This window comes from Streptomyces sp. NPDC058371, from assembly GCF_042723265.1.
Classification (GTDB): Bacteria; Actinomycetota; Actinomycetes; order Streptomycetales; family Streptomycetaceae; genus Streptomyces.
Genome location: NZ_JBHXJC010000001.1, coordinates 181,105 through 202,702 on the forward strand (window position 1 = coordinate 181,105; position 21,598 = coordinate 202,702).

At 72.0% G+C, this 21,598-nt stretch carries 16 protein-coding genes and 1 pseudogene; 14 read left to right on the forward strand and 3 right to left on the reverse strand.

Going from position 1 to position 21,598, the window contains the following annotated elements:
- Nucleotides 1–3 precede the first annotated feature (3 nt).
- Nucleotides 4–1,593: an alpha/beta hydrolase gene (locus ACFWM2_RS00785; RefSeq protein WP_383271540.1), complete on the reverse strand. Its 1,590-nt coding sequence runs from the start codon at nucleotides 1,591–1,593 to the stop codon at nucleotides 4–6.
- A gap of 153 nt (nucleotides 1,594–1,746) precedes the next feature.
- Nucleotides 1,747–2,778, reverse strand: coding sequence for an Rv2578c family radical SAM protein (locus ACFWM2_RS00790; protein WP_383271542.1), 1,032 nt, complete (start codon nucleotides 2,776–2,778; stop codon nucleotides 1,747–1,749).
- A 160-nt stretch (nucleotides 2,779–2,938) separates the two neighbouring features.
- On the opposite strand from ACFWM2_RS00790, the gene ACFWM2_RS00795 reads away from it, so the two are divergent.
- The 13 genes and pseudogenes from ACFWM2_RS00795 (at nucleotide 2,939) to ACFWM2_RS00855 (ending at nucleotide 20,249) form a co-directional block, all read left to right on the forward strand.
- A complete protein-coding gene (locus ACFWM2_RS00795) occupies nucleotides 2,939–3,382 on the forward strand; it encodes an SRPBCC family protein (protein WP_383271544.1) in 444 nt (147 codons plus the stop codon).
- 227 nt (nucleotides 3,383–3,609) lie between these two features.
- On the forward strand, nucleotides 3,610–5,991 hold the full coding sequence (locus tag ACFWM2_RS00800) for an MFS transporter (protein WP_383271546.1): 2,382 nt from the start codon (nucleotides 3,610–3,612) through the stop codon (nucleotides 5,989–5,991).
- A gap of 159 nt (nucleotides 5,992–6,150) precedes the next feature.
- The gene (locus ACFWM2_RS00805) at nucleotides 6,151–8,622 is read left to right on the forward strand and encodes a SpoIIE family protein phosphatase (RefSeq protein WP_383271548.1); all 2,472 of its coding nucleotides are present in this window, start codon (nucleotides 6,151–6,153) and stop codon (nucleotides 8,620–8,622) included.
- Between the two features lie 140 nt (nucleotides 8,623–8,762).
- Nucleotides 8,763–9,500: a class I SAM-dependent methyltransferase gene (locus tag ACFWM2_RS00810; protein WP_383271550.1), complete on the forward strand. Its 738-nt coding sequence runs from the start codon at nucleotides 8,763–8,765 to the stop codon at nucleotides 9,498–9,500.
- 55 nt (nucleotides 9,501–9,555) lie between these two features.
- Complete coding sequence (locus ACFWM2_RS00815) at nucleotides 9,556–10,389, forward strand: M55 family metallopeptidase (protein WP_383271552.1); 834 nt, start codon at nucleotides 9,556–9,558, stop codon at nucleotides 10,387–10,389.
- Nucleotides 10,382–11,731 carry a M20/M25/M40 family metallo-hydrolase gene (locus ACFWM2_RS00820; RefSeq protein WP_383271554.1) on the forward strand — a complete coding sequence of 450 codons (1,350 nt, stop codon included), beginning with the start codon at nucleotides 10,382–10,384 and terminating at the stop codon, nucleotides 11,729–11,731. Before ACFWM2_RS00815 ends, ACFWM2_RS00820 begins: the two co-directional genes overlap by 8 nt.
- Before the next feature lie 13 nt (nucleotides 11,732–11,744).
- Nucleotides 11,745–13,730 carry a prolyl oligopeptidase family serine peptidase gene (locus ACFWM2_RS00825; RefSeq protein WP_383271555.1) on the forward strand — a complete coding sequence of 662 codons (1,986 nt, stop codon included), beginning with the start codon at nucleotides 11,745–11,747 and terminating at the stop codon, nucleotides 13,728–13,730.
- A complete protein-coding gene (locus ACFWM2_RS00830; RefSeq protein ID WP_383271557.1) occupies nucleotides 13,727–14,656 on the forward strand; it encodes an LD-carboxypeptidase in 930 nt (309 codons plus the stop codon). The genes ACFWM2_RS00825 and ACFWM2_RS00830 overlap by 4 nt, the downstream gene beginning before the upstream one ends.
- A gap of 182 nt (nucleotides 14,657–14,838) precedes the next feature.
- On the forward strand, nucleotides 14,839–16,683 hold the full coding sequence (locus tag ACFWM2_RS00835) for a CocE/NonD family hydrolase (protein ID WP_383274036.1): 1,845 nt from the start codon (nucleotides 14,839–14,841) through the stop codon (nucleotides 16,681–16,683).
- 130 nt (nucleotides 16,684–16,813) lie between these two features.
- On the forward strand, nucleotides 16,814–17,062 hold the full coding sequence (locus ACFWM2_RS00840; RefSeq protein WP_383271559.1) for a DUF1049 domain-containing protein: 249 nt from the start codon (nucleotides 16,814–16,816) through the stop codon (nucleotides 17,060–17,062).
- A 32-nt stretch (nucleotides 17,063–17,094) separates the two neighbouring features.
- Nucleotides 17,095–17,664 (forward strand): GNAT family N-acetyltransferase, encoded by a 570-nt coding sequence (locus tag ACFWM2_RS00845; RefSeq protein ID WP_383271561.1) that lies wholly within the window; start codon nucleotides 17,095–17,097, stop codon nucleotides 17,662–17,664.
- 26 nt (nucleotides 17,665–17,690) lie between these two features.
- A pseudogene (locus ACFWM2_RS00850) lies at nucleotides 17,691–18,166 on the forward strand (arginase family protein).
- Between the two features lie 109 nt (nucleotides 18,167–18,275).
- Nucleotides 18,276–20,249, forward strand: coding sequence for a DUF5107 domain-containing protein (locus ACFWM2_RS00855; RefSeq protein ID WP_383271563.1), 1,974 nt, complete (start codon nucleotides 18,276–18,278; stop codon nucleotides 20,247–20,249).
- An 80-nt stretch (nucleotides 20,250–20,329) separates the two neighbouring features.
- Here the strand turns inward: ACFWM2_RS00855 and ACFWM2_RS00860 are convergent, their stop codons facing one another.
- Nucleotides 20,330–20,692 (reverse strand): VOC family protein, encoded by a 363-nt coding sequence (locus ACFWM2_RS00860; RefSeq protein ID WP_383271565.1) that lies wholly within the window; start codon nucleotides 20,690–20,692, stop codon nucleotides 20,330–20,332.
- Nucleotides 20,693–20,900: 208 nt separating this feature from the next.
- On the opposite strand from ACFWM2_RS00860, the gene ACFWM2_RS00865 reads away from it, so the two are divergent.
- Nucleotides 20,901–21,434, forward strand: coding sequence for a phage holin family protein (locus ACFWM2_RS00865; protein ID WP_383271567.1), 534 nt, complete (start codon nucleotides 20,901–20,903; stop codon nucleotides 21,432–21,434).
- Nucleotides 21,435–21,598 lie beyond the last annotated feature (164 nt).

Below are 21,598 nucleotides of genomic sequence, written 5' to 3' on the forward strand. Positions count from 1 at the left end.
AGTTCAGCCCCGGAAGCCGAGCATCCCGTGCAGGGCCGAGCCGCGCGAGGCGGTGGACGCCTTGGTGCTCAGCGGCTTCGGCTCGGGCAGCCTCCTGCACACCGCGTCGATTGCGCCGTCGCCGCGCGGCACCGTGCCGTCGGTCAGATACGCCGCCAGGTACTTGTCCAGGCAGGCGTTCCCGCTCAGGGTGATCCCGTGGTTCCCGCCGCCCCGCTCGACCACCAGGCTGGAGCCGCGCAGTTGGTGGTGGACGCTGACGCCGCCCCGGTAGGGCGTGGCCGCGTCGTTCGTCGCCTGGAAGAGCAGCGTCGGCGGCAGCGCGTCGTTGGCGATGTCCACCGGCCGCAGCGAGTCCGTGGGCCAGAAGGTACAGGGCGCATTGTACCAGGCGTTGTTCCAGGTCATGAAGGGAGCCTGCTCGTACACCGCCCAGTTGTCCTTGCGCCACTGCTCCCAGTCCCGCGGCCACGAGGTGTCACGGCACTGCACCGAGGCGTAGACGCTGTAGCCGTTGTCGGCCGCGGAGTCGACCGCGCCGAGGCTCTTGTACGCCGCGACGAGCGGTCCGTCCTTCTTGCCGTTCACATAGGACGCGAAGGCCTGCGCGAGGCGGGGCCAGTAACCGTCGTAGTACCCGCCGGGGATGAAGGTGTCCTCCAGTTCGGAGGCGCCGACCTTCTGTTGCGCGGGCTTCTTGGCGAGGGCCGCGCGCATCCGGTACCACTTGGCCTCGACCCCGGCCGGGTCGGTGCCGAGCCGGTACGTCCTGTGGTGCCGGGCGACCCACGTCATGAAGGCCCGGTGGCGGTCGTTGAAGGCGTGGTCCTGCTGGAGGTTGTCGTCGTACCACACACCCGTGGGGTCGACGATGGAGTCCAGCGCCAGGCGGCGGACCCGGTCCGGGTGGAGCTTCGCGTACACGGCGCCCAGATAGGTGCCGTACGAGTACCCGAAGTAGTTGATCCGCCGGGCGCCGAGCGCGATCCGGATCGACTCCAGGTCCTCGGCCGCGCTGACGGTGTCGATGTACGGCAGCAGCTTCGCGTACTTGGTGCCGCACGCCTCGGCGAAGGCCCGGGCGCGGTCGAGGTTGGCCTTCCAGCCGCCCTGCGTGAGCGGCACGGTGTCCGGGCGGACCGGCGTGAAGTGGCCCGGCCGGCAGTTCAGGGCGGGCCTGCTCGCGCCGACGCCGCGCGGGTCGAAGCCGATGACGTCGTACTGCGCGGCCACCTTCTTCGGCAGCGAGGAGGCCACGAATCCGGCCAGCCGGAGGCCGCTGCCACCGGGCCCGCCCGGGTTGACCAGCAGCGGCCCCTGGTAGGTCTTCGCCGTGTGCGGCACGCGGGACAGGGCGAGCGTGATGCGTTCGCTGTACGGATTCGTGTGGTCCAGGGGGACCTTCAGGGACGCACACTGGAGCGTCGGATGGTCGCTGGTGCCGCACTTCTTCCAGGTGAGGTTCGCCGCGTCGGCGGTGCGGGTGGTGCGCGGTGCGGTCGCGGCACCGGCGCTCGCGTCGGCGGGGGTCGAGGTGACCATCCCGGCCAGCACGGCGGCGGTGCCGCACAGGGCGGCTGCGCGTCTCTTCATGGGACCTCCCAGGCGGAGGACGTGGGCCGTGCACACCACGGCCTTCGCCGCATCGTCCCGGGAAGGACGCCCGGAAGAACTCCTTCTGATCAGACTTGACCCGATTGAGCGGCGCGATGCGCTCGGATGCCGTCAGAGCGGCCCCGGGCCCCGTCAGAGCAGCGTCAGCTGGGTCGGTCCCACCGGAGCCGGTTCCGGCGCGGTGATCCTGCGGGACATGCCCGCGCGCGCGGGGCCGATGCCGTACTCCCGGGCCAGCTCGTGGACCTGACGGGTGATCCGGCGCTGGTACCACTTCGGTGCGTACGCACCCTCCGCGTACAGACGCTCGTAGCGGCGGACCAGGTGCGGATGGTGGTGCCCGAGCCACGCCATGAACCACTCCCGGGCACCGGGCCGCAGATGCAGCACGAGCGGGGTCACCGAGCCGGCCCCGGAGGCCGCGATCGCCCGCACGGTGGCGCGCAGCTGGTCGGGGTGATCGCCCAGGAAGGGGATCACCGGGGCCATCAGGACCCCGCAGTCGATGCCGTGCTCGCTGAGGGTGCTGACGACGTCCAGACGGCGCTCCGGCGCGGGTGTGCCCGGTTCGACGGTGCGCCACAGCTCCGTGTCCGTGAACCCCACGGAGACGGAGATGCCGACGTCGGTGATCTCGGAGGCCTGCTTCAGGAGGTCGAGATCGCGCAGGATCAGCGTGCCCTTCGTCAGGATGGAGAAGGGGTTCGCGTGGTCGCGCAGGGCGGCGATGATGCCGGGCATCAGCCGGTAGCGGCCCTCGGCCCGCTGGTAGCAGTCCACGTTGGTGCCCATCGCGATGTGGTCGCCGTGCCAGCGGCGCGAGGCGAGCTGGCGGCGCAGCACCTCGGGGGCGTTGACCTTGACCACGATCTGGGAGTCGAAGTCGATTCCCGTGTCGAGGTCCAGATAGCTGTGGGTCTTGCGGGCGAAGCAGTACACGCACGCGTGCGTGCAGCCCCGATAGGGATTGACCGTCCATTCGAAGGGCATCCGTGACGCCCCCGGCACCCGGTTCACGATCGACCGGGCCCGGATCTCGTGGAAGGTGATGCCACGGAACTCAGGGGTGTCGAACGTACGGGTGGTCACCGCGTCCGCGCCGAACAGCGCGGCGTCCCGGGCGCGGTCCCCGGCGGGGTCCACTGTGAGGTTCTCCCAGCGCATGAGGCCTCCTCGATAGCACTGACCACAGAATAGAACACATGTTCCCTTGATCGTGCGACCCTCTTTTTCCGCGCCCGGTGGCGACCCCGATTTGGGCGGCTCGGGCGCCGGGTGGTTGGCTGACGGCACACCCCGAAGAACCAAGTGCTGGAGGAAGTCAATGGCGCAGGTCGAGGCCACTACCGAACGGGTCGTCGCGGCGGACGCGGAGGCGGTGTTCGACGCCCTGGCGGACTACAGCGGCACGCGCGCGAAGCTGCTGCCCGAGCACTTCAGCGAGTACGAGGTGCGCGAGGGCGGCGACGGGGAGGGCACCCTCGTCCACTGGAAGCTCCAGGCCACCAGCAAGCGCGTCCGCGACTGCCTCCTGGAGGTCAGCGAGCCGACCGACGGCGAGCTCGTCGAGAAGGACCGCAACTCCTCGATGGTCACCACCTGGCGGGTCACCCCGGCCGGCGAGGGCAAGGCGCGCGTCGTCGTCACCACCGTCTGGAACGGCGCCGGCGGCATCGGCGGGTTCTTCGAGCGGACCTTCGCGCCCAAGGGGCTCTCCCGGATCTACGACGCGGAGCTCGCCAAGCTGGCCGCCGAGGTCGAGAAGTAGCCGAGCGGTGACTCGGAACTGGTCTTCCGAGGCTCGGAGTTGGCCTCCCGGCGACTTCCGAACTCACCGTTTCGAGTGGTTTTCCGTGCGGCTCCGCTGTACGCCGTAGGGCTCCGACCGGCGGTTACGTCCGCTCGGCCGGGGTGAGTGGCGACTCGTCGCGCTTGCTCCCAGTTGTCGCGTAATGCGAGAAATGGGCGGCGCAGGCGCGACGAGGGGAGCGGTACGTGGGCGGGACGACGCTGGTGGAGATCGAGCAGGAGGCGGTTCCCGTCGCCGACCTGCCACCCCGGGACCCCGCACCGGCCGGGCCGGCCCTCAGCCCCCGCCGGATCCGCCTGGTCTTCATCGGGCTCATGTTCGCGCTGCTCCTCGCGGCGCTCGACCAGATGATCGTGGCCACCGCGCTCCCGAAGATCGTCGGTGAGCTGCACGGCCTGGACAGGATGTCCTGGGCCATCACCGCCTACCTCCTCACCTCCACCGTCGGACTGCCCGTCTACGGCAAGCTCGGCGACCTCTACGGGCGCAAGGGCGTCTTCCAGTTCGCGATCGTCGTCTTCGTCATCGGCTCCGGGCTCGCCGGGCGGGCGCAGAGCATGGACCAGTTGATCGCCTTCCGGGCCGTGCAGGGTGTCGGCGCGGGCGGCCTCATGATCGGCGTGCAGGCGATCATGGCGGACATCGTGCCGCCGCGGGAGCGCGGCCGCTTCATGGGCCTCATCGGTGCCGCGTTCGGCCTCGCCTCGGTCGCGGGCCCGCTCCTGGGCGGCTATTTCACCGACCACCTCTCCTGGCGGTGGTGCTTCTACATCAACGTGCCCTTCGGACTGATCACGCTGGCCGTCGTCACCGTCGTGCTCAAACTCCCCAGGCCCACCGCCAAGGCGCGCCTCGACGTGCTCGGGGTGCTGCTGCTCGCCGCCGCCTCCACCTGCCTGGTGCTGCTCACCAGTTGGGGCGGCACCGAGTACGCGTGGGGCTCACGGGTCATCCTGGGGCTCGGCGCGGGCGCGGTCTCTGCGGCGCTGCTCTTCCTCGTGGCCGAGCACTTCGCGCCCGAACCCCTCATCCCGCTACGGCTGTTCAGGGACGGCGTCTTCAACGTCACGGCGCTCGTGGGGCTGGTCATCGGCATCGCCCTGTTCGGGGCCGCCAGTTACCTCCCGACGTTTCTCCAGATGGTCGACGGGGCCTCGGCCACCGAGTCCGGTCTGCTGATGCTGCCCATGATGGGCGGCATCGTCGGCGCCTCGGTGATCTCCGGACAGCTCATCAGCCACACCGGCCGCTACAAGATCTACCCGCTCCTCGGCAGTGCCCTGGCGGCCCTCGGCATGTGGCTCCTGTCGCGGCTGGAGGCCGACACCTCCCGGCTGCACTACAGCATCTGGATGGCGGTACTCGGCGCCGGCATCGGCATGGTCATGCCGGTCCTGGTGCTCGCCGTGCAGAACTCCGTGCGCCCGGCCGACCTCGGCACCGCGACCAGCGCCAACAACTACTTCCGGCAGATCGGCGGCAGCGTCGGCGCGGCGGTCTTCGGCACCCTCTTCGCGAACCGGCTCGCCGACGCGCTCGAAAGGCGCCTCCCCACGCGCGCGGGGGAACCGCTTCCGGACCCCGAGTCCATCACCCCGCAGCTCGTCCACACGATGCCGGCCGCGCTGCGCGACGGCTACATCCAGGCGTACACCGACGCCATGCCGCGGATCTTCCTCTACCTGGTGCCGGTGCTCGTCCTCGGCCTGCTCATGGCCTTCTTCCTCAAGGAGAAACCGCTGGTGTCCCACAACGCCCCCGCCGAGTCCGCTCCGCTCACCCAGGTCCCCCAGGCGCGTTCGTACGCCGCCGGGGTCCCCGTCTGCGGCACGGTGCAGCACCCGGACGGCACCGTCGTACCGCGCGCCGCGCTCACCCTCATCGACGTCGCGGGCCGGCAGATCGGGAGGGGTGCCAGCGGTGAGGACGGGCGGTACGCGCTGTCCACGCCGGGCTCGGGGGCCTACGTCCTGATCGCCGCGGCCGGCGGCCACCAGCCGCAGGCGGTGTCGGTGACCGTCGGGGAGCGCGCGGTGGAACTGGACGTGGTGCTCGGTGGCGCCGGGCGGCTGGCCGGCAGCGTGCTGACCGCCGACGGCACCCCCGTACGGGAGGCCATCGTCACCCTCACCAACGTCCACGGCGAGGTCGTGTCCACCACCCGCAGCGGACGCGAAGGGGCCTACGTGATCACCGAGTTGGTCGCGGGCGAGTACACGCTGGCCGCGAGCGCACCCGCGTTCCGCCCGACCGCGCTGCCCGTCACCGTGCAGGCCGCCCGGGAGACCCGCCAGGACATCGAACTCGCGGGTGGTGCGGTGCTGCGCGGCACGGTACGGGCGGGCGGCGGACGGCCCGTCGAGGACGCGCGCGTGACGCTCCTCGACGCCGCCGGCAACGTCGTGGACACGCTCACGACCGGCAGTGACGGAACGTTCCGGTTCGTCGATCTCTCGTCGGGCGAGTACACCGTGATCGCCGCCGGATACCCGCCGGTTGCCACAGTGCTGCAAGTGGCCGGAGGGGGCAGGACGGAACGCGATCTCCAACTGGGGCACGAGGACTGACCGTTGCCCGGGGTGCCTGCTCAGGGCGGCCGTCGTCGCCGCCGGATCCGCTCCCGGCGGAGCGAATTCGAGCAATGGCGCACATCGCGACCGGCCGTCGCCGTACCGTGAGACGACGACGCAGATCTTGCGGATCCGTGGGGAGAGAGGGCCTGAGCCATGGACCGTGGCACCGAAACCGGCGCCCACACCGGCTCCGCGGCCGGAGCGGACACCACGGCGCGGTCCGGCGCCGCCGGGCGCATTCCGCTGGCCGTGGTCGTCGTGGACCGCGAGGGCCTGGTGTCGCACTGGAGCACCGGCGCCCGGCGCCTGTTCGGTGCCGCCAGGGAGGACGCGCTCGGGCGGCCCGCCGTCGACCTGCTTCCCGTCTCCGGCGCCCTTCCCGGGGACGACGACTCCGCCTCGCTCCTCGACAGCTATGGCCCCTACGACATGTACGACGGGCTCGGCCCCGACCTGGAGTCCTCGCTGGGCGGCCGCGCCTCCTACCCGGCCGCGGGCCGGGCCCGGATCTCCGGTCCCGAGCAGGAGCGGCTGGACATCCTGTGGTGGGCCTACCCCCTGGTCGGCCCCGGCCCCGCGCGACTGCTGGTACTCGCCGCGGACGCGACCCGGCTCCAGGCCGAACGCGGCTACGACGACGAGATCGTCGAACGCATCGCCCCCGGCTTCGCCCGCTACACCGAACTGCCCGGCCCGGACGAACTCGCCAAACGGCTGCCCGAGATCCTGCCGAACATGGGACCGGAGCTGAGCACCCGTATCGTCTCGCAGGTCCTCGAACTGGGTTATCCCGTCCTGGAGTTCAGCCAGTACGACCGGGTGCCCGTGACCCCGGACTGGGGCGTGCCGCGCCGCCCGGGCCGGCAACGGGCCGCGCTCCGGACCCTGACCTCGGCCCAGCCGGTCGTGCCGGTGGGCGCCGAGCACGACCTGGAGTACGCCGCCGTCCGCGAGCGGCTGGAGTTCCTCAACGAGGTCAGCACCGGCATCGGTTCCTCGCTCGACCTGGGCGAGACCATCCGTGAGGTCACCAGTGCAGCCGTGCCGCGCTTCGCCGACTTCGCCGGTACGCACCTGCGCGCGGCGGTGCTCGCCGGCGAGGGGTTCCCGGACGGGCCGCCGGACGTCACCACCGTCTGGCACCGCGTCTGGGTCGAGCACAACGACGAACCCGGCCGCTGGGACGACACCGTGCCGGTCGGCGAGGCCATCGCCTTCCCCGAACACACCCCGTTCTTCCAGTGCATGAGCACCGGAGAGCCGGTGCTCATCCCGCGCATCAGCGAGGAACTGGCGAACCGCATCTCCGGGGAGTTCGAGAAGCGCGATCTGCGTCCGCTCATCAGCGACCGGTCGATGCTGGTCGTCCCGCTCAAGGCCCGCAACGTGGTGCTCGGCTTCATGGTGCTGATGCGCCGTTCCGACCGTGCGGCCTTCGACGGCATGGACCGCACGACGGGTGCCGAACTCGCCGCCCGCGCGGGCCTGGTGCTCGACAACGCCCGCATGTACACGTACCAGGAGAACGTCGCCGAGACCCTCCAGGACAGCATGCTGCCGCAGGTGGCGCCGCGGATGGCCGGCTGCGACATCGCGACCCGCTATCTGCCCGGCGCCCGGCTCGGCCGGGTCGGCGGCGACTGGTTCGACACCATCAAGCTGCCGGGCTCCCGCACCGCCCTGGTGGTCGGCGACGTCATGGGCCACGGGCTCAACTCCGCCGCGATGATGGGACAGTTGCGGACGGCCGTACAGACCATGGCCACCATGGAGACCCCGCCCGCGCAGCTGCTGCGCAACCTCGACGACCTGGCCCGGCGACTCGGCGAGAACTACCTCGCGACCTGTCTCTACGCGGTGTACGACCCGATCCGCGCCGAACTGCAGCTGTCCAACGCCGGACACATCCCACCCGTACTGGTGCGAGCCGAGGACGGCAGCAGCGAGCTGCTCGACCTGCCGACCGGCGCACCCATCGGTGTCGGCGGGGTGCCCTTCGAGACCGCGGTGGTGCGAGTCGCACCCGGGGACCGGCTCGTGCTGTGCACCGACGGACTGGTGGAAGTGCGCGGAGCCGACATCGGTGAGGGCCTCGCCGCGCTCTGCGAGTCCGCGGCCCACCCCGCCGCCTCCATGGACGACGCCTGCGACACCATCATCCGCGCCCTCAACCCCCAAGGCGGACGCAAGGACGACGTCGCTCTGCTCATGGCCCGGCTCAACGGCGTCCCGGGCGGGGACGTGGCCGAATGGCGGCTGCCGCGCGAGCCGGCCGAGGTGGCGCATGCCCGGCGGCTCGTCCGCGGCCGGCTGCGCGCATGGGGCCTGGACGCCGCGGTGGAGACGGCGGAGCTGCTGGTCAGCGAGGTCGTCACCAATGCCGTACGGCACGGCTCCGGTGAGAGCGTCGGGCTGCGGCTGGTCCGCACCGACGCGCTGCTGTGCGAGGTCACCGACGACGAGCCGGGCCTGCCCGCGCTGCTCGGCGCGGGCGTGTACGACGAGTCGGGCCGCGGGCTGCGGGTGGTCAGCCGCCTGGCGCGGGAATGGGGGGCCAGTGCCTCGGGACACCACAAGACCGTGTGGTTCGAGCAGGCCCTGACGCCCGGCGGGCGTCACTCCTGACACCCCAGGGGCGCCCGGGGCGCGCGGGGGCGCACTGGCGCGCGCGGGCTCGAAATTCCGGTGAAGGAAGACGACTCCCTCTTGCCGCGCACCCGGCGATCGCGATATCCCGATCATGACGTCGACCCCCGGGAGCACGCATGAACGTCTCGCAGGACTACCAGAACGCTTGGGAGAGCTACTGGCAGGAGACCTCCGATGCGCCCGGCGAGGCGATCTGGGACTCCGCGCCCTCCCTCGCCTCCGTGCCGCACACCGAGTTACTCCTGCCCCATGCGGACACCGCACGCACCATCGTCGACCTCGGCTGCGGCAACGGCACACAGACGCGCTACCTCGCGACCCGCTTCGCGCACGCCGTCGGTGTCGACCTGTCGCACGCCGCCGTCGACCACGCCCGCCGCGCCGGCGAGGAGAACGGCAGCGCCGCCGCGTTCCAGCAGCTGGACCTCACGGACACCGAGGCCGTACGCGCCCTGCACACCCGGCTCGGCGACAGTCACGTCTATATGCGGGCCGTCATCCACCAGAGCGAGCCGCACGCCCGGGTCGCGGTGGCGAGCGCGGTCGCCGAGATCATCGGTGCGCAGGGCAGGGCCTTCGTCGTGGAGCTGACCTCGGCCTCGCGGCAGGTCCTGCAACGGGCCGTGGAAGGCCCGGCGGGCCCACCGCCCAAGCTGCGCCGGGTCTTCCACCACGGTCTGAAGCCCGCCGACGCCGCGGACGAAGAGATTCCGCGCCTGCTGCGCGAGGTCGGTATGACGATCCTCGACAGCGGCGACACGGCGCTGCCGCAGACCGAGTACATGGCGGACGGCACCCGTATCGACCTGCCCGCACGCTGGTTCGTCCTGGCGGGGCGCGACACGACCGGGTGAGGAGTTATCCACAGGTCTGTTCCCCGCTCGACGGATGCGCGTACGGTTTCGAGGCATGAAGATCCTCATCAGCGCCGACATGGAGGGCGCCACGGGTGTGACCTGGCCGGCCGACGTGCTGCCGGGCACACCGCAGTGGGAGCGGTGCCGCTCGATGTTCACCTCCGACGTCAACGCCGCCGTGCTCGGCTTCTTCGACGGCGGCGCCGACGAGGTGCTGATCAACGAGGCGCACTGGACGATGCGGAATCTGCTCCTGGAGCGGCTGGACGAGCGAGCGGAGATGCTCACCGGCCGGCACAAGTCGCTGTCCATGGTGGAGGGCGTGCAGCACGGAGACGTGGACGCCATCGCCTTCGTCGGTTATCACGCGGGCGCCGGTATGGAGGGCGTGCTCGCACACACCTACCTCGCCAACTCGATCACCGGCGTGTGGGTCAACGACGTCCGGGCCAGCGAGGGCCTGCTCAACTCCCATGTCGTCGCGGAGTACGGGGTGCCGGTCGTCCTGGTGACCGGCGACGACGTGGCCTGCGAGGACGCTCTCGGGTACGCGCCCGAGGCGCTGAAGGTCGCTGTCAAGGACCATGTGTCGCGCTACGCGGCGGTGTGCCGGACCCCGGGGCGCACGGCGGCCGACATCCGCGCGGCGGCCAAGGAAGCGGCGGCGCTCGCTGTGCGGCACGAACCGGTCAGGGGCGGCCCGTTCACCGTGGCGCTGGAGTTCGACGCCGAGCACCTCGCCATGGCCGCCACCGTCGTGCCGGGAGTGGCCCGCACCGGCGAGCGGAAGGTGGCGTACACCAGCGAGACCATGTACGAGGGCATCCGCGCCTTCAAGGCGGTCACCACGATCGTCTCGGCCGCGGTGGAGGAGCAGTATGGCTGAGCACACGACAGCTCAGGCGGCTCCCGAGGCGGTCGATCAGGTCGGTGGACAGTCACTCGACGAGGTCGTCCGCTTCACCTCCGACCTCATCCGCATCGACACCACCAACCGGGGCGGCGGGGACTGCCAGGAACGCCCGGCCGCCGAGTACGCCGCCGAGCGGCTCACCGAGGCGGGCCTGGAGCCCACGCTTCTGGAGCGCACCCGGGGCCGTACGAACGTCGTCGCGCGCATCGAGGGCACCGACCCCTCGGCCGAGGCGCTGCTGGTGCACGGTCACCTGGACGTGGTGCCCGCGCAGGCCGAGGACTGGAGCGTGCATCCGTTCTCCGGGGAGATCCGCGACGGCGTGGTCTGGGGCCGCGGCGCGGTCGACATGAAGAACATGGACGCGATGATCCTCGCGGTCGTCCGCCAGTGGGCCAGGGACGGCGTCCGGCCCCGGCGCGACCTGGTGATCGCGTTCACCGCCGACGAGGAGGCCAGCGCCGCGGACGGCTCCGGTTTCCTGGCCGACCAGCACCCTGGGCTCTTCGAGGGCTGCACCGAAGGCATCAGCGAGTCGGGGGCGTTCACCTTCCACGACGGCGCCGGCAGAGAGCTCTACCCGATCGCGGCGGGTGAGCGCGGCACCGGCTGGCTCAAGCTCACCGCGCGCGGCCGGGCCGGCCACGGCTCCAGGGTGAGCCGCAGCAACGCGGTCACGCGCCTGGCCTCCGCCGTGGCACGCATCGGCGCCCACGAGTGGCCGCTGCGGCTCACCCCGACCGTGCGTGCCGCGCTCACCGAACTCGCCGCGGTGTACGGCATCGACGGCGACCTGGAGGACGTCGACGCGCTGCTGACGAAGCTTGGCCCGGCTGCCGCGCTCGTCGAGCCGACCGTCCGCAACAGCGCCAACCCGACCATGCTGGACGCCGGTTACAAGGTCAATGTCATCCCCGGGGAGGCCGTGGCGTACGTGGACGGACGTTTTCTGCCCGGTGGCGAGGACGAGTTCCGCACGACTCTTGACCAGCTCACCGGTCCCGACGTGGAGTGGGAGTTCCACCACCGCGAGGTGGCCCTCCAGGCGCCGGTGGACTCGGTGACGTACGCGAGGATGCGCGCGGCCGTCGAGGAGTTCGCGCCCGAGGGGCATGTGGTGCCGTACTGCATGTCGGGCGGCACGGACGCGAAGCAGTTCTCGCGTCTGGGCATCACCGGATACGGATTCGCGCCGCTCGGACTTCCGGAGGGCTTCGACTACCAGGCCCTCTTCCACGGGGTCGACGAACGCGTCCCGGTCGAGGCGCTGCACTTCGGCGTCCGCGTCCTCGACCGCTTTCTGCGCACGGCCTAGCGAAGTGGGGGACATGGTGCAGACCCTGGCGTACGGTGCTTGGCCTTCGCCCATCGACGCGGCGCTCGCCGCCGCGCACGACGGGCGGCCCGAGTTCGTCGGCTTCGTGGGGGAGGAGGCGTGGTGGACGGAGCCGCGCCCCACCGAGGGCGGCCGCCGCACACTCGTCCGCAGACGGCCGGACGGCGCGGAGGAATCGCTGCTCCCCGCCCCGTGGAACGTACGCAGCCGGGTCATCGAGTACGGCGGGCAGCCGTGGGCCGCGATCATGCGGCCCGCCGGACCGCTGGTCGTCTTCGTCGACTTCACCGATCAGCGGCTGTACGTGTACGAGCCCGATGCCGCCGACGCGCGGCCGCGTCCGCTCACGCCCGTCTCGTCCGTGGGCGGCGGACTGCGCTGGGTGGACCCGCAGTTGCGGCCCGAGCGGGACGAAGTGTGGTGTGTCCTGGAGGAGTTCACAGGGGAGGGCTCCACGGACGTGCGACGGGTCGTCGCCGCGGTTCCGCTGGACGGCTCGGCCGCCGAGGACCGGGACGCGGTCCGTGAACTCACCGGTGACGAGCACCGGTTCGTCACCGGCCCCCGTCTCTCGCCGGACGGGCGGCGCGCCGCCTGGCTCGCCTGGGACCACCCGCGCATGCCATGGGACGGCTCGGAGCTGATCGTCGCCGAGGTGGCCGAGGACGGCACACTGCACGGGGCACGGACCGTCGCGGGCGGTCCCGAGGAGTCCGTCGCCCAGGCCGACTGGGCGGCCGACGGCAGCCTGCTGTGCGCCGGCGACCGCACCGGCTGGTGGAATCTGTACCGGATCGGGGACGACGGCCGTCGGACGGCTCTGTGCAGCCGCGCGGAGGAGTTCGGCGGGCCGCTGTGGCGAATCGGGCAGCGCTGGTTCGCGCCGCTGGACGGCGGCCTGATCGCGGTCGTGCACGGCCGGGGCGCCACCACGCTCGGCATACTCGACCCCGAGACCGGCGAGGTCGTGAACGCGGCCGGGCCCTGGACGGAGTTCACGCCGACGCTCGCCACGCACGGCACCCGGGTCGTCGGCATCGGCGCCAGCCCCCGCAGCGCGTACGAGGTCGTCGAGCTGGACGCCCGCACCGGCCGCGCCCGCGTGATCGGCGCCGCGCACGACGACCCGGTGGACCCCGCGTACTACCCCGAACCGCAGATCCGCACCTTCACCGGCCCCGCGGGCCGTGACATCCACGCGCACATCTATCCGCCCCACCACCCGGGCCATGTCGCGCCGGGCGACGAGCTCCCGCCGTACGTCGTGTGGGCGCACGGCGGGCCGACGAGCCGCGCGCCGCTGGTCCTCGACCTGGAGATCGCCTACTTCACCTCGCGCGGCATCGGCGTCGCCGAGGTCAACTACGGCGGTTCGACCGGGCACGGCCGGGAGTACCGCAACCGGCTGCGCGAGCAGTGGGGTGTGGTCGACGTGGAGGACTGCGCGGCCGTCGCACTCGCGCTGGCGGAGGAGGGCACCGCGGACCGCGGCCGGCTCGCCATCCGCGGGGGCAGCGCCGGCGGCTGGACGACGGCCGCCTCTCTTGCGGCCACCGACGTCTACGCCTGCGGCACGATCCTCTATCCCATCCTCGACCTCAGGGCATGGGGTTCGGGAGAGACCCATGACTTCGAGTCGCAGTACCTGGAGACGCTGGTGGGGCCGCTCGCCGAGGTGCCGGGCCGGTACGCGGAGCGCTCGCCCGCCGGGCACGCCGACCGCATCACCGCGCCCTTCCTGCTCCTCCAGGGCCTCGACGACGTCATCTGCCCGCCCGCGCAGTGCGAGCGGTTCCTCGCCGGACTGGAGGGCGAGGGGCGGCGCGTCGCGCACGCCTACATCGCCTTCGACGGCGAGGGCCACGGCTTCCGCCGGGCCGACACGATGGTGCGGGCGCTGGAGTCCGAACTCTCCCTGTACGCCCAGGTCTTCGGACTGAATCCGCCGGGTATCCCCACTCTGGAGTTGCTGAAGTGAAGCCACTGACCCGTCCCGCACGCCTCGCACCCGGCGCCCGGGTCGCCGTCGTCGCACCCAGCGGTCCGGTCCCCGAGGAGCGGCTGGAGGCGGGCCTCGACCTGCTGCGGGGCTGGGACCTCGACCCGGTCGTGGCCCCCCATGTCCTGGACCGGCACGCCGAGTTCGACTACCTCGCCGGGACGGACGCCCACCGGGCCGCCGACTTCCAGGCCGCCTGGTGCGACCCGGGCGTGGACGCCGTCTTCTGCGCCCGCGGTGGATACGGCGTGCAGCGCATGGTCGATCTCCTCGACTGGGACGCGATCGCGGCGGCCGGGCCCAAGGTGTTCCTCGGCTTCAGTGACATCACGGCCCTGCACGAGGCCTTCGCGGCGCGCGTCGGTCTGGTCACCCTGCACGGGCCGATGGCGGCCGGTATCGACTTCCTCAAGAACGCGCGGGCGCAGGAGCATCTGCGGGCGACGCTCTTCGAGCCGGAGACGGTCCGCACCATCGCCGCGCCCGGCGGCGGCTCGGCGCTCGTGCCGGGGCAGGCCCGGGGCGTCCTGCTCGGCGGCTGTCTGTGTCTGCTCGCCGCGGAGCTGGGCACCCCGTACGCCCGGCCGAGTGCGCGGGGCGGGCTGCTCTGCCTGGAGGACGTGGGCGAGGAGGCGTACCGCCTGGACCGGTATCTCACCCAACTCCTGCGCGCGGGCTGGTTCGACGGGGTCGCCGGGATCCTGCTCGGCTCCTGGGTGGACTGCTCGCCCACCTCGCAGGTGCGGGCCCTGCTGGCCGACCGGCTCGGCGGGCTCGGGGTGCCGGTCGTGGAGGAGTTCGGCTTCGGGCACGGCGAAGGGGCACTGACGATTCCGTTCGGGGTGGCGGCCGAACTGAACGCGGTCGCGGGCACTTTGACGCTGGAGGAGCCCGCACTGGCCTGAGCCGCCGGGGGCCGGCGCGTGCCGGGGAACGCCGGGGGAGCAGTCCAATTACCGGGGCCGCGACCTTTGATGCGACGAGAACCCAGGAGCGGGCCAAGGCCGCGACAGGGTGCGCTCGCTGAATATCCGTCAAGAAACACCCGGCACGGAGATTGACCGCGTCTGACACGTGTCACAGCATGATGACCGACCGGTACCTACCGGTCGGTAGTCGGGTTGTCCTCAGTGTGGAGGTCTTCGTGTCCCGTCGCTCTCGTGTGCGCAGATCCCGTGTCCCGCTCGCCCTCGTCCTCGGCGCCGCGCTCACGGTGCCGCTCGCGCTCAGCACGCCCGCCGCGGCCACCGGGCAATACACCGTCACGCCGCTGAAGTTCACGGTCCGGATCGGCGGACGCGCCTGCACGATCGACGCCGATCTGTACCGCCCGGCCGGTGTGGACCGTACCCACACCGCGCCCGCCGTGCTCACCACGAACGGCTTCGGCGGCAGCAAGTCGGACGGTTCGACGGACGCGACCGGCAAGGCGTTCGCGGCCCGCGGCTATGTCGGGCTCGCCTACTCGGGGCTCGGGTTCGGGCAGTCGGGGTGCCTGATCTCCCTCGACGACCCGAGGATCGACGGGGCGGCGGCGTCGGGGCTCATCGACTTCCTGGCGGGCCGCCGCGCCGCCGACGACGGCACGAAGGCCGACTTCGTCACCCTGGACGGCAAGGGCGACCCCCGGGTCGGCATGATCGGCGGCTCCTACGGCGGTGCCGTGCAGCTGGCGACGGCCGCCGTGGACCACCGGGTCGACGCGCTCGTCCCGATGATCACCTGGCACGACCTGGCGTACTCGCTGGACCCGAACAACGCCGCCGGTGCCCGCGCGGTGCCCGGCGCCTTCAAGTGGCAGTGGAGCAACGGCTTCTACCTGATCGGTGAGGGCCAACCGCTGCTCGCGCCGAATCTGGACCCTTCCCGGATCAACTCCCTCACCTGCCTGCACTTCGTCAGCGACGCCTGTGCGACCGTGCGGACTCTCAACTCGGGGAGCTACCCGGCCGACCGCACCGGGCCGCTGCTCGACTACGCGCACAGTGTGTCCCCGGTGTCGTATCTGCGGAACGTGCAGGCGCCGATCCTGCTGGTCCAGGGCCAGGCCGACAGCCTCTTCAATCTCAACGAGGCGACGGCGACGTACAAGACGCTCAAGGCGCAGGGCGCCACCGCGAAGATGATCTGGCAGTCCTGGGGGCACAGCGGCGGGCTCACCAACCCGGCGAGCGGTGAACTCAACCTCGGCCAGGGCAACTTGGAGACGAGCTACGTCGGCAAGCGGATCCTTGCCTGGTTCGACCGCTATCTGCACCGGGACACGGGCGTGGACACCGGGCCCGCCTTCGCGTACTACCGCGACTGGATCTCCGACCCCGACAACACCTACGCCACCGCATCGCGGGTGCCCGCACTCAGCCGCACGCTGTACCTCTCCGGCGACGGCAAGCTCGTCGACGACCGCCGGAAGGTCTCCTCGGGCAGCCGTGAGTACCGCAACCGGCTGGTCCCCACCAGCCACTCCGAGAGCTCCCTCGCCGGACTGATCGGCCTGCCCGACCCGGCGCCGTACGACATTAAGGGCACCTACCTCGGCTGGACGAGCGAGCCGCTGACGGCGCCCGTGGAGCTCGTCGGCGCGCCCAAGGTGACCCTCGAGGTCGGCTCGCGCGTGGCCGAGCGCGTGCAGCACTCCGGGAACGCGGCGGACAAGCTGGTCCTCTTCGCCAAGCTCTACGACGTGGCACCCGACGGGACGAAGACACTGGTCCACCGGCTGGTGGCACCGGTGCGGGTGCCGGACGTGACGAAGCCGTTCACCGTGTCCCTGCCCGGGATCGTGCACCGCTACGAGGCGGGGCACCGGCTGCGGTTGGTGGTGGCGGCGAGCGACGACGCGTACTTCGGGAACAGGGGAGTGAAGCCGGTGACCGTCAGCAGTACGCCCGAGGACACCGGGGTGCTGCGGCTGCCGGTCGTCGGGCCCTGAGCCCCCGAAGCGCCGGATCGTCGTCCGTCCTCGTGAGGGCCGTGCGGGTGGGTCACCCGTACGGCCCCGGGGCCCACCCGGAGGAACTCCTCGCCGCGCGTGCCGCCGGCCCGGCCGCCATGCTGGGCGCATGAGCCCGAAGACCTCCGAAAGCGCCGGCCAGGGCGGCGGGAGCGGCCACGGCGGGGTGCTGACGACCGGCAGGGTCAGCGTCGCCGCGCTGGCCGTCCTCGCCCTGATCTTCGTCTTCGAGAACACCCGCAGTACCAGGATCCGGCTGCTGATCCCGGAGGTGACCATGCCGCTGTGGATGGCACTCCTCGGCACCGGGCTGATCGGCGGGCTCTGCGGGGCGTATCTCGTCAGGCGCCGGAGCTGAGGCGGCGCACGCCCGTTCGCTACTGTGGCGAGATGTCTGAGAAAGCCCCTCATCTCGCCGAAGGCGCCCTTGTGGGCATACGGCACTACACCCTGGACGACGGCGCCGAGTTCACCGCGCGGGTACGCGAGAGCAAGGACCTGCACCACCCGTGGCTCTTCCCGCCCACCGGCACCGCCGCGTACGCGTCCTACGCCCAGCGGCTCATCGGGGACCCGACGAAGGCCGGGTTCCTGGTCTGCGAGCGGGAGAACGGAGCGATCGCCGGGTTCATCAACATCAACAACATCGTCGAGGGCGGCTTCCTCAGCGGGGCCCTCGGCTACGGGGTCTTCGCACACGCCGCGGGACGGGGCCTGATGAGCGAGGGGCTCGCTCTCGTCGTCGCGTACGCGTTCGGCCCCATGGGCCTGCACCGGCTGGAGATCAACGTGCAGCCGGGGAACGCCGCGTCCATCGCGCTGGCCCGCCGCTGCGGCTTCCGGCACGAGGGGTTCTCGCCCGACTTCCTGTACATCGACGGCGCCTGGCGGGACCACGAGCGGTGGGCGATCACCACGGAGATGCCCCGCAAGGACGTGCCGGCGGCCCCTTCCCGGTGATCCGCCCTGCGACGAGGCCGGGCGGCATGCCGAACATCGTCGTGGTGGACGCCTCCTCCAACCTGGGCCTGCGCCCGCCCGCCCCCGGCACCGTGCCCGGTTGCCACAAGCCGGCCGGGGCCCTGCGCGAGCAGCGCGTCGTGCAGTGCCCGGGCGCTTTCGAGGGCGGAGTCGGCGTACCGCAGCGCTACGACCGTGGGGACCGGCAGGCGCCGACGCGCCGCCCCGGGTCACCGTGGCGACCCTCGAACTGCCGCACCTGGACGGCTTCTCGGTCCACCTCGACGCCGACGTGCTGGATCCGTCCGTCATGCCCGCCGTCGACAGCCGGGACCCCGAAGGGCTGCTCGCCAGCGAACTCGGCGCGCTGCTGCGCCCGTTGGTGACTCCGCCGCGCTGCCTAGGTCTCAACGTCACCATCCACGACCCCGATCCGGACCCGGACGGCACGGCGGCTGCGCTGCTCGCAGAGATCGTCGTGGACGCTTTCGCGGCCGCGTGAGGGCGCCCGGGACCAAGTGGGCGACCGGAGCCACCGCCGGCCCTTTGCGCAATCCTGACCGGATCCTGACGAGCGGACACCCTGGCCAGCTCCTCCATCTCGCTGTTCCATGGTCATCGTGACGACGATCCGACGTGAGGTACTGACGCTGCCGGCCGCGGAGCTGGGCCCGAGCAACCCGCTGCCATCGCTGCGCCCGCTCGACGAGTTGCACCGCGTCGACGAGCGGGACCGCGCGGACCTGCCCCGCGACATGGCCCGGCAGATCGGCTACGAGCCACTGCACAGCGTCCTGCCCGAACGCATCCGGGACGGCTACGGCAGAACGCGGACGCCCCGCGGGACCGACACGATCGTGATCGAGAACGACCGGCTGCGGGCCGTCGTACTGCCCGGCTTCGGCGGCCGGATCGCCTCGCTCCTCCACAAGCCGTCGCAGCGGGAACTCCTGTACCGAAACCCGGTGTTGCAGCCCGCCTGCTTCGCGCTCAACGGTGCCTGGTTCTCCGGGGGCATCGAGTGGAACATCGGGGCGACGGGCCACACGACCCTGTCCTGCTCACCGGTGCACGCCGCCCGGGTCACCGCGCCCGACGGTGGCGAGATGCTGCGCCTGTGGGAGTGGGAGCGGCTGCGCGACCTGCCCTTCCAGGTCGACCTGTGGCTGCCGGAGGACTCCGACTTCCTGTACGTCGGCGTACGCGTCCGCAATCCGCACGAGAAACCAGCGCCGACCTACTGGTGGTCCAACATCGCGGTGCCCGAGGAGCGCCGGGTCCTCGCCCCGGCCGAGGAGGCCTGGCACTTCGGCTACGAGCGACGACTGCGCCGGGTGCCGGTGCCGGAGTACGACGGCGTCGACCGCACGTACCCGCTGAACAGCACCTTCCCCGCCGACTACTTCTACGAGGTGCCCGACGGGCAGCGGCGCTGGATCGCCGCCCTGGACGACGAGGGCCACGGACTCGTGCAGACGTCGACCGATGTCCTGCGCGGGCGCAAGCTCTTCGTCTGGGGCTCCGGCACCGGCGGGCGCCGCTGGCAGGAGTGGCTGACCGAGCCCGGCACCGGCGGCTACTGCGAGATCCAGGCCGGGCTCGCCCGGACCCAGCTGGAGCACGTGCGGCTCGACGCGGAGAGCGAGGTGTCCTGGCTGGAGGCGTACGGCTCGTTGAGCGCCGACGCCGGGACCGTTCACGCGGTGGACTGGGGCGCGGCGCGGGCCGAGACGGAGGCGCGTCTGCAGGCGGCCCTGCCGCGCGCCGACGTGGACGCCGCGTACACGGCGTGGCTGCCGTACGCCGACGCCGAACCGGACGAGGTGCTGGCCGTCGGCTCCGGCTGGGGAGCGCTCGAAGTGCTGCGTGCCTCCTTCAAGGTGCCCGGCACGCCCTTCGACGAGAGCACGCTGGGGGACGCCCAGGCGCCCTGGGTGGAGCTGATGCGGTCCGGGACCTTTCCCGAGCGGCGCCGGGTGGGGCCGCCCGGCGAGACGCTGGTCGCGCGCCATTGGCGGGACATGCTGGAGACGGCACCCGCGCAGCCGCTCACCGAGTACCACCTCGGGGTGGCCCAGTGGCATGCGGGCGACCGGGCCCAGGCGGTGCGCAGCTGGGAGCGCGCGCTCGAACTCGCCCCGTCACTGTGGCCGTTGCTGCGCTGTCTCGCCGTCGCGGACCAGGAGTCCGGCCATCATGAGCGGGCCGCGGACCGGTACGCCGAGGCGTTCGACGACCTGTGCCGGGAACGGCGCGACGACGGCGAGGTGTGGACGGCCGCCGTCGCGGCGCTGGGCCGCGAGGTGCTGGAGGCGCTGCTCGCGGTGCGACGGGTGGAGGAGGCGCGGGCCGTGTGGGAACGGCTGCTGTCGACCGTCCGCGAGCGGGGGCGTTTTCGGCTGATCGAGGCGCGGTTGCTCCTGGCGGAGGGGGACGCCGAGGGCGCGCGCGGGGTGTTCGACGCGGGCTTCGAGGTGGCCGATCTGCGGGAGGGCGCGGAGGCGATCGGCGAGTTGTGGGCCCGGGTGACCGATGCGGCGCTGCCGGCGACGTACGACTTCCGGATGAGGCCGCCGGGTGACTGAATGCGCAGGGTGCGCCGGTTGACCGGGCGCGGGGGGCGCGCCGGTTGACTTGGCGCACGGGGTCGCCCGAGCCCCGTTCCTCAGTCGCCGGAGGTGCCGCCTCTGCGGTCCACGTACTCGTACACCGCGCCGTCCGGATGCATCGCGATCAGGTTGCGGCCGACCGGGGTGGCGAGCGGGCCCGCCAGCACGTGCGCACCGGAGTCGGTGAGGACCCGGTGGGCCTCGTCGACGTCCTTGACGGCGATGGTGGCGGCGACCTTGCGCAGGACGTCCAGCTCGGCCTCGGGTCCGCTCATCAGCAAAAAGCAGCCGATCGCGGCGACCGAGACACCACCGCGCTCGAAGCGCAGGGCACGGCCGCCCGCCAGCCTTTCGTAGAAGGGGACCGAAGCCTCCAGGTCGTCGACGCAGACACGCAGCGTGGCTCCCAGAATTTCCATGCGGACGAGCCTAGTTGGGGTCGGCCGGGGAGGAGATCCTTTCGTACGGAATCCCCTGCCCGGCCGTCCCGTCGCGAGGCACTTGAGCGCCGCGTGCGTACCTCGGACGGAGGGGTCCTGCGGCCCGGATTCTCCAACGCGGTGCGGACCGGGGCGGGTTCCGGTGGCCACGGCGTTACCCGGCGCGACGGCCGGGTACCCGGAACACATGGACCGCTTGGAACATCTGGAACACCTGGACAAGGGCCTGGTCGACGAGTTGGCGCAGGTCGCCCGCGAGACCGTGCGCGACGAACTGCGCGAACAGACCCGCAAGCAGCGGCGCACCGCCACGCTGTACGCGGCGTCGGGTGCCATGGCCCTCTACGCGGGCGCCGCGCTGGCGCTCGCCCTGGGCCTGGCGCTCGCGCTGGGTCTGCCGGACTGGGCCGCCGCACTGATCACCGCCGGGGTGCTCGGCGCGATCGCCTTCGTGCTGCGGGGTATGGCGCGCCCGTCCTCGTCCCGGCCGACACCGATCAGCGAGGCCACTCCCACCGGCCACGGCCGTGTCATCGGCGGCTCCGCGCCCGCGGGGCCCCCGAGCGGCACCGGCATGCCGTACCCGCCGGTTCCGTCCGTGGCGCCCGGCGGCATGACCGGCGTGCCCGGTGCGGGCGAGTCGACTCCGGGGGCCGGCGGCAGCCGTGCGCCGCGGCAGGACGACGTGAACCCGGAGGCGCCCCATCCCGGGGAGCACTGACCGCGACGCGGAGTGGCGATAACCGTGAGTAGTGGCGGTAACCATGAGTGGGGGCCCGGCCGTCGGCCGGGGGCCCAACCCCACCGCCCAGCCTTCCGTGGGCGGCCTGGTGTAGGTGGGGGAGGAACTTCGTCCGGTGAAAGTTAGAGAAGACACGTTGGTTC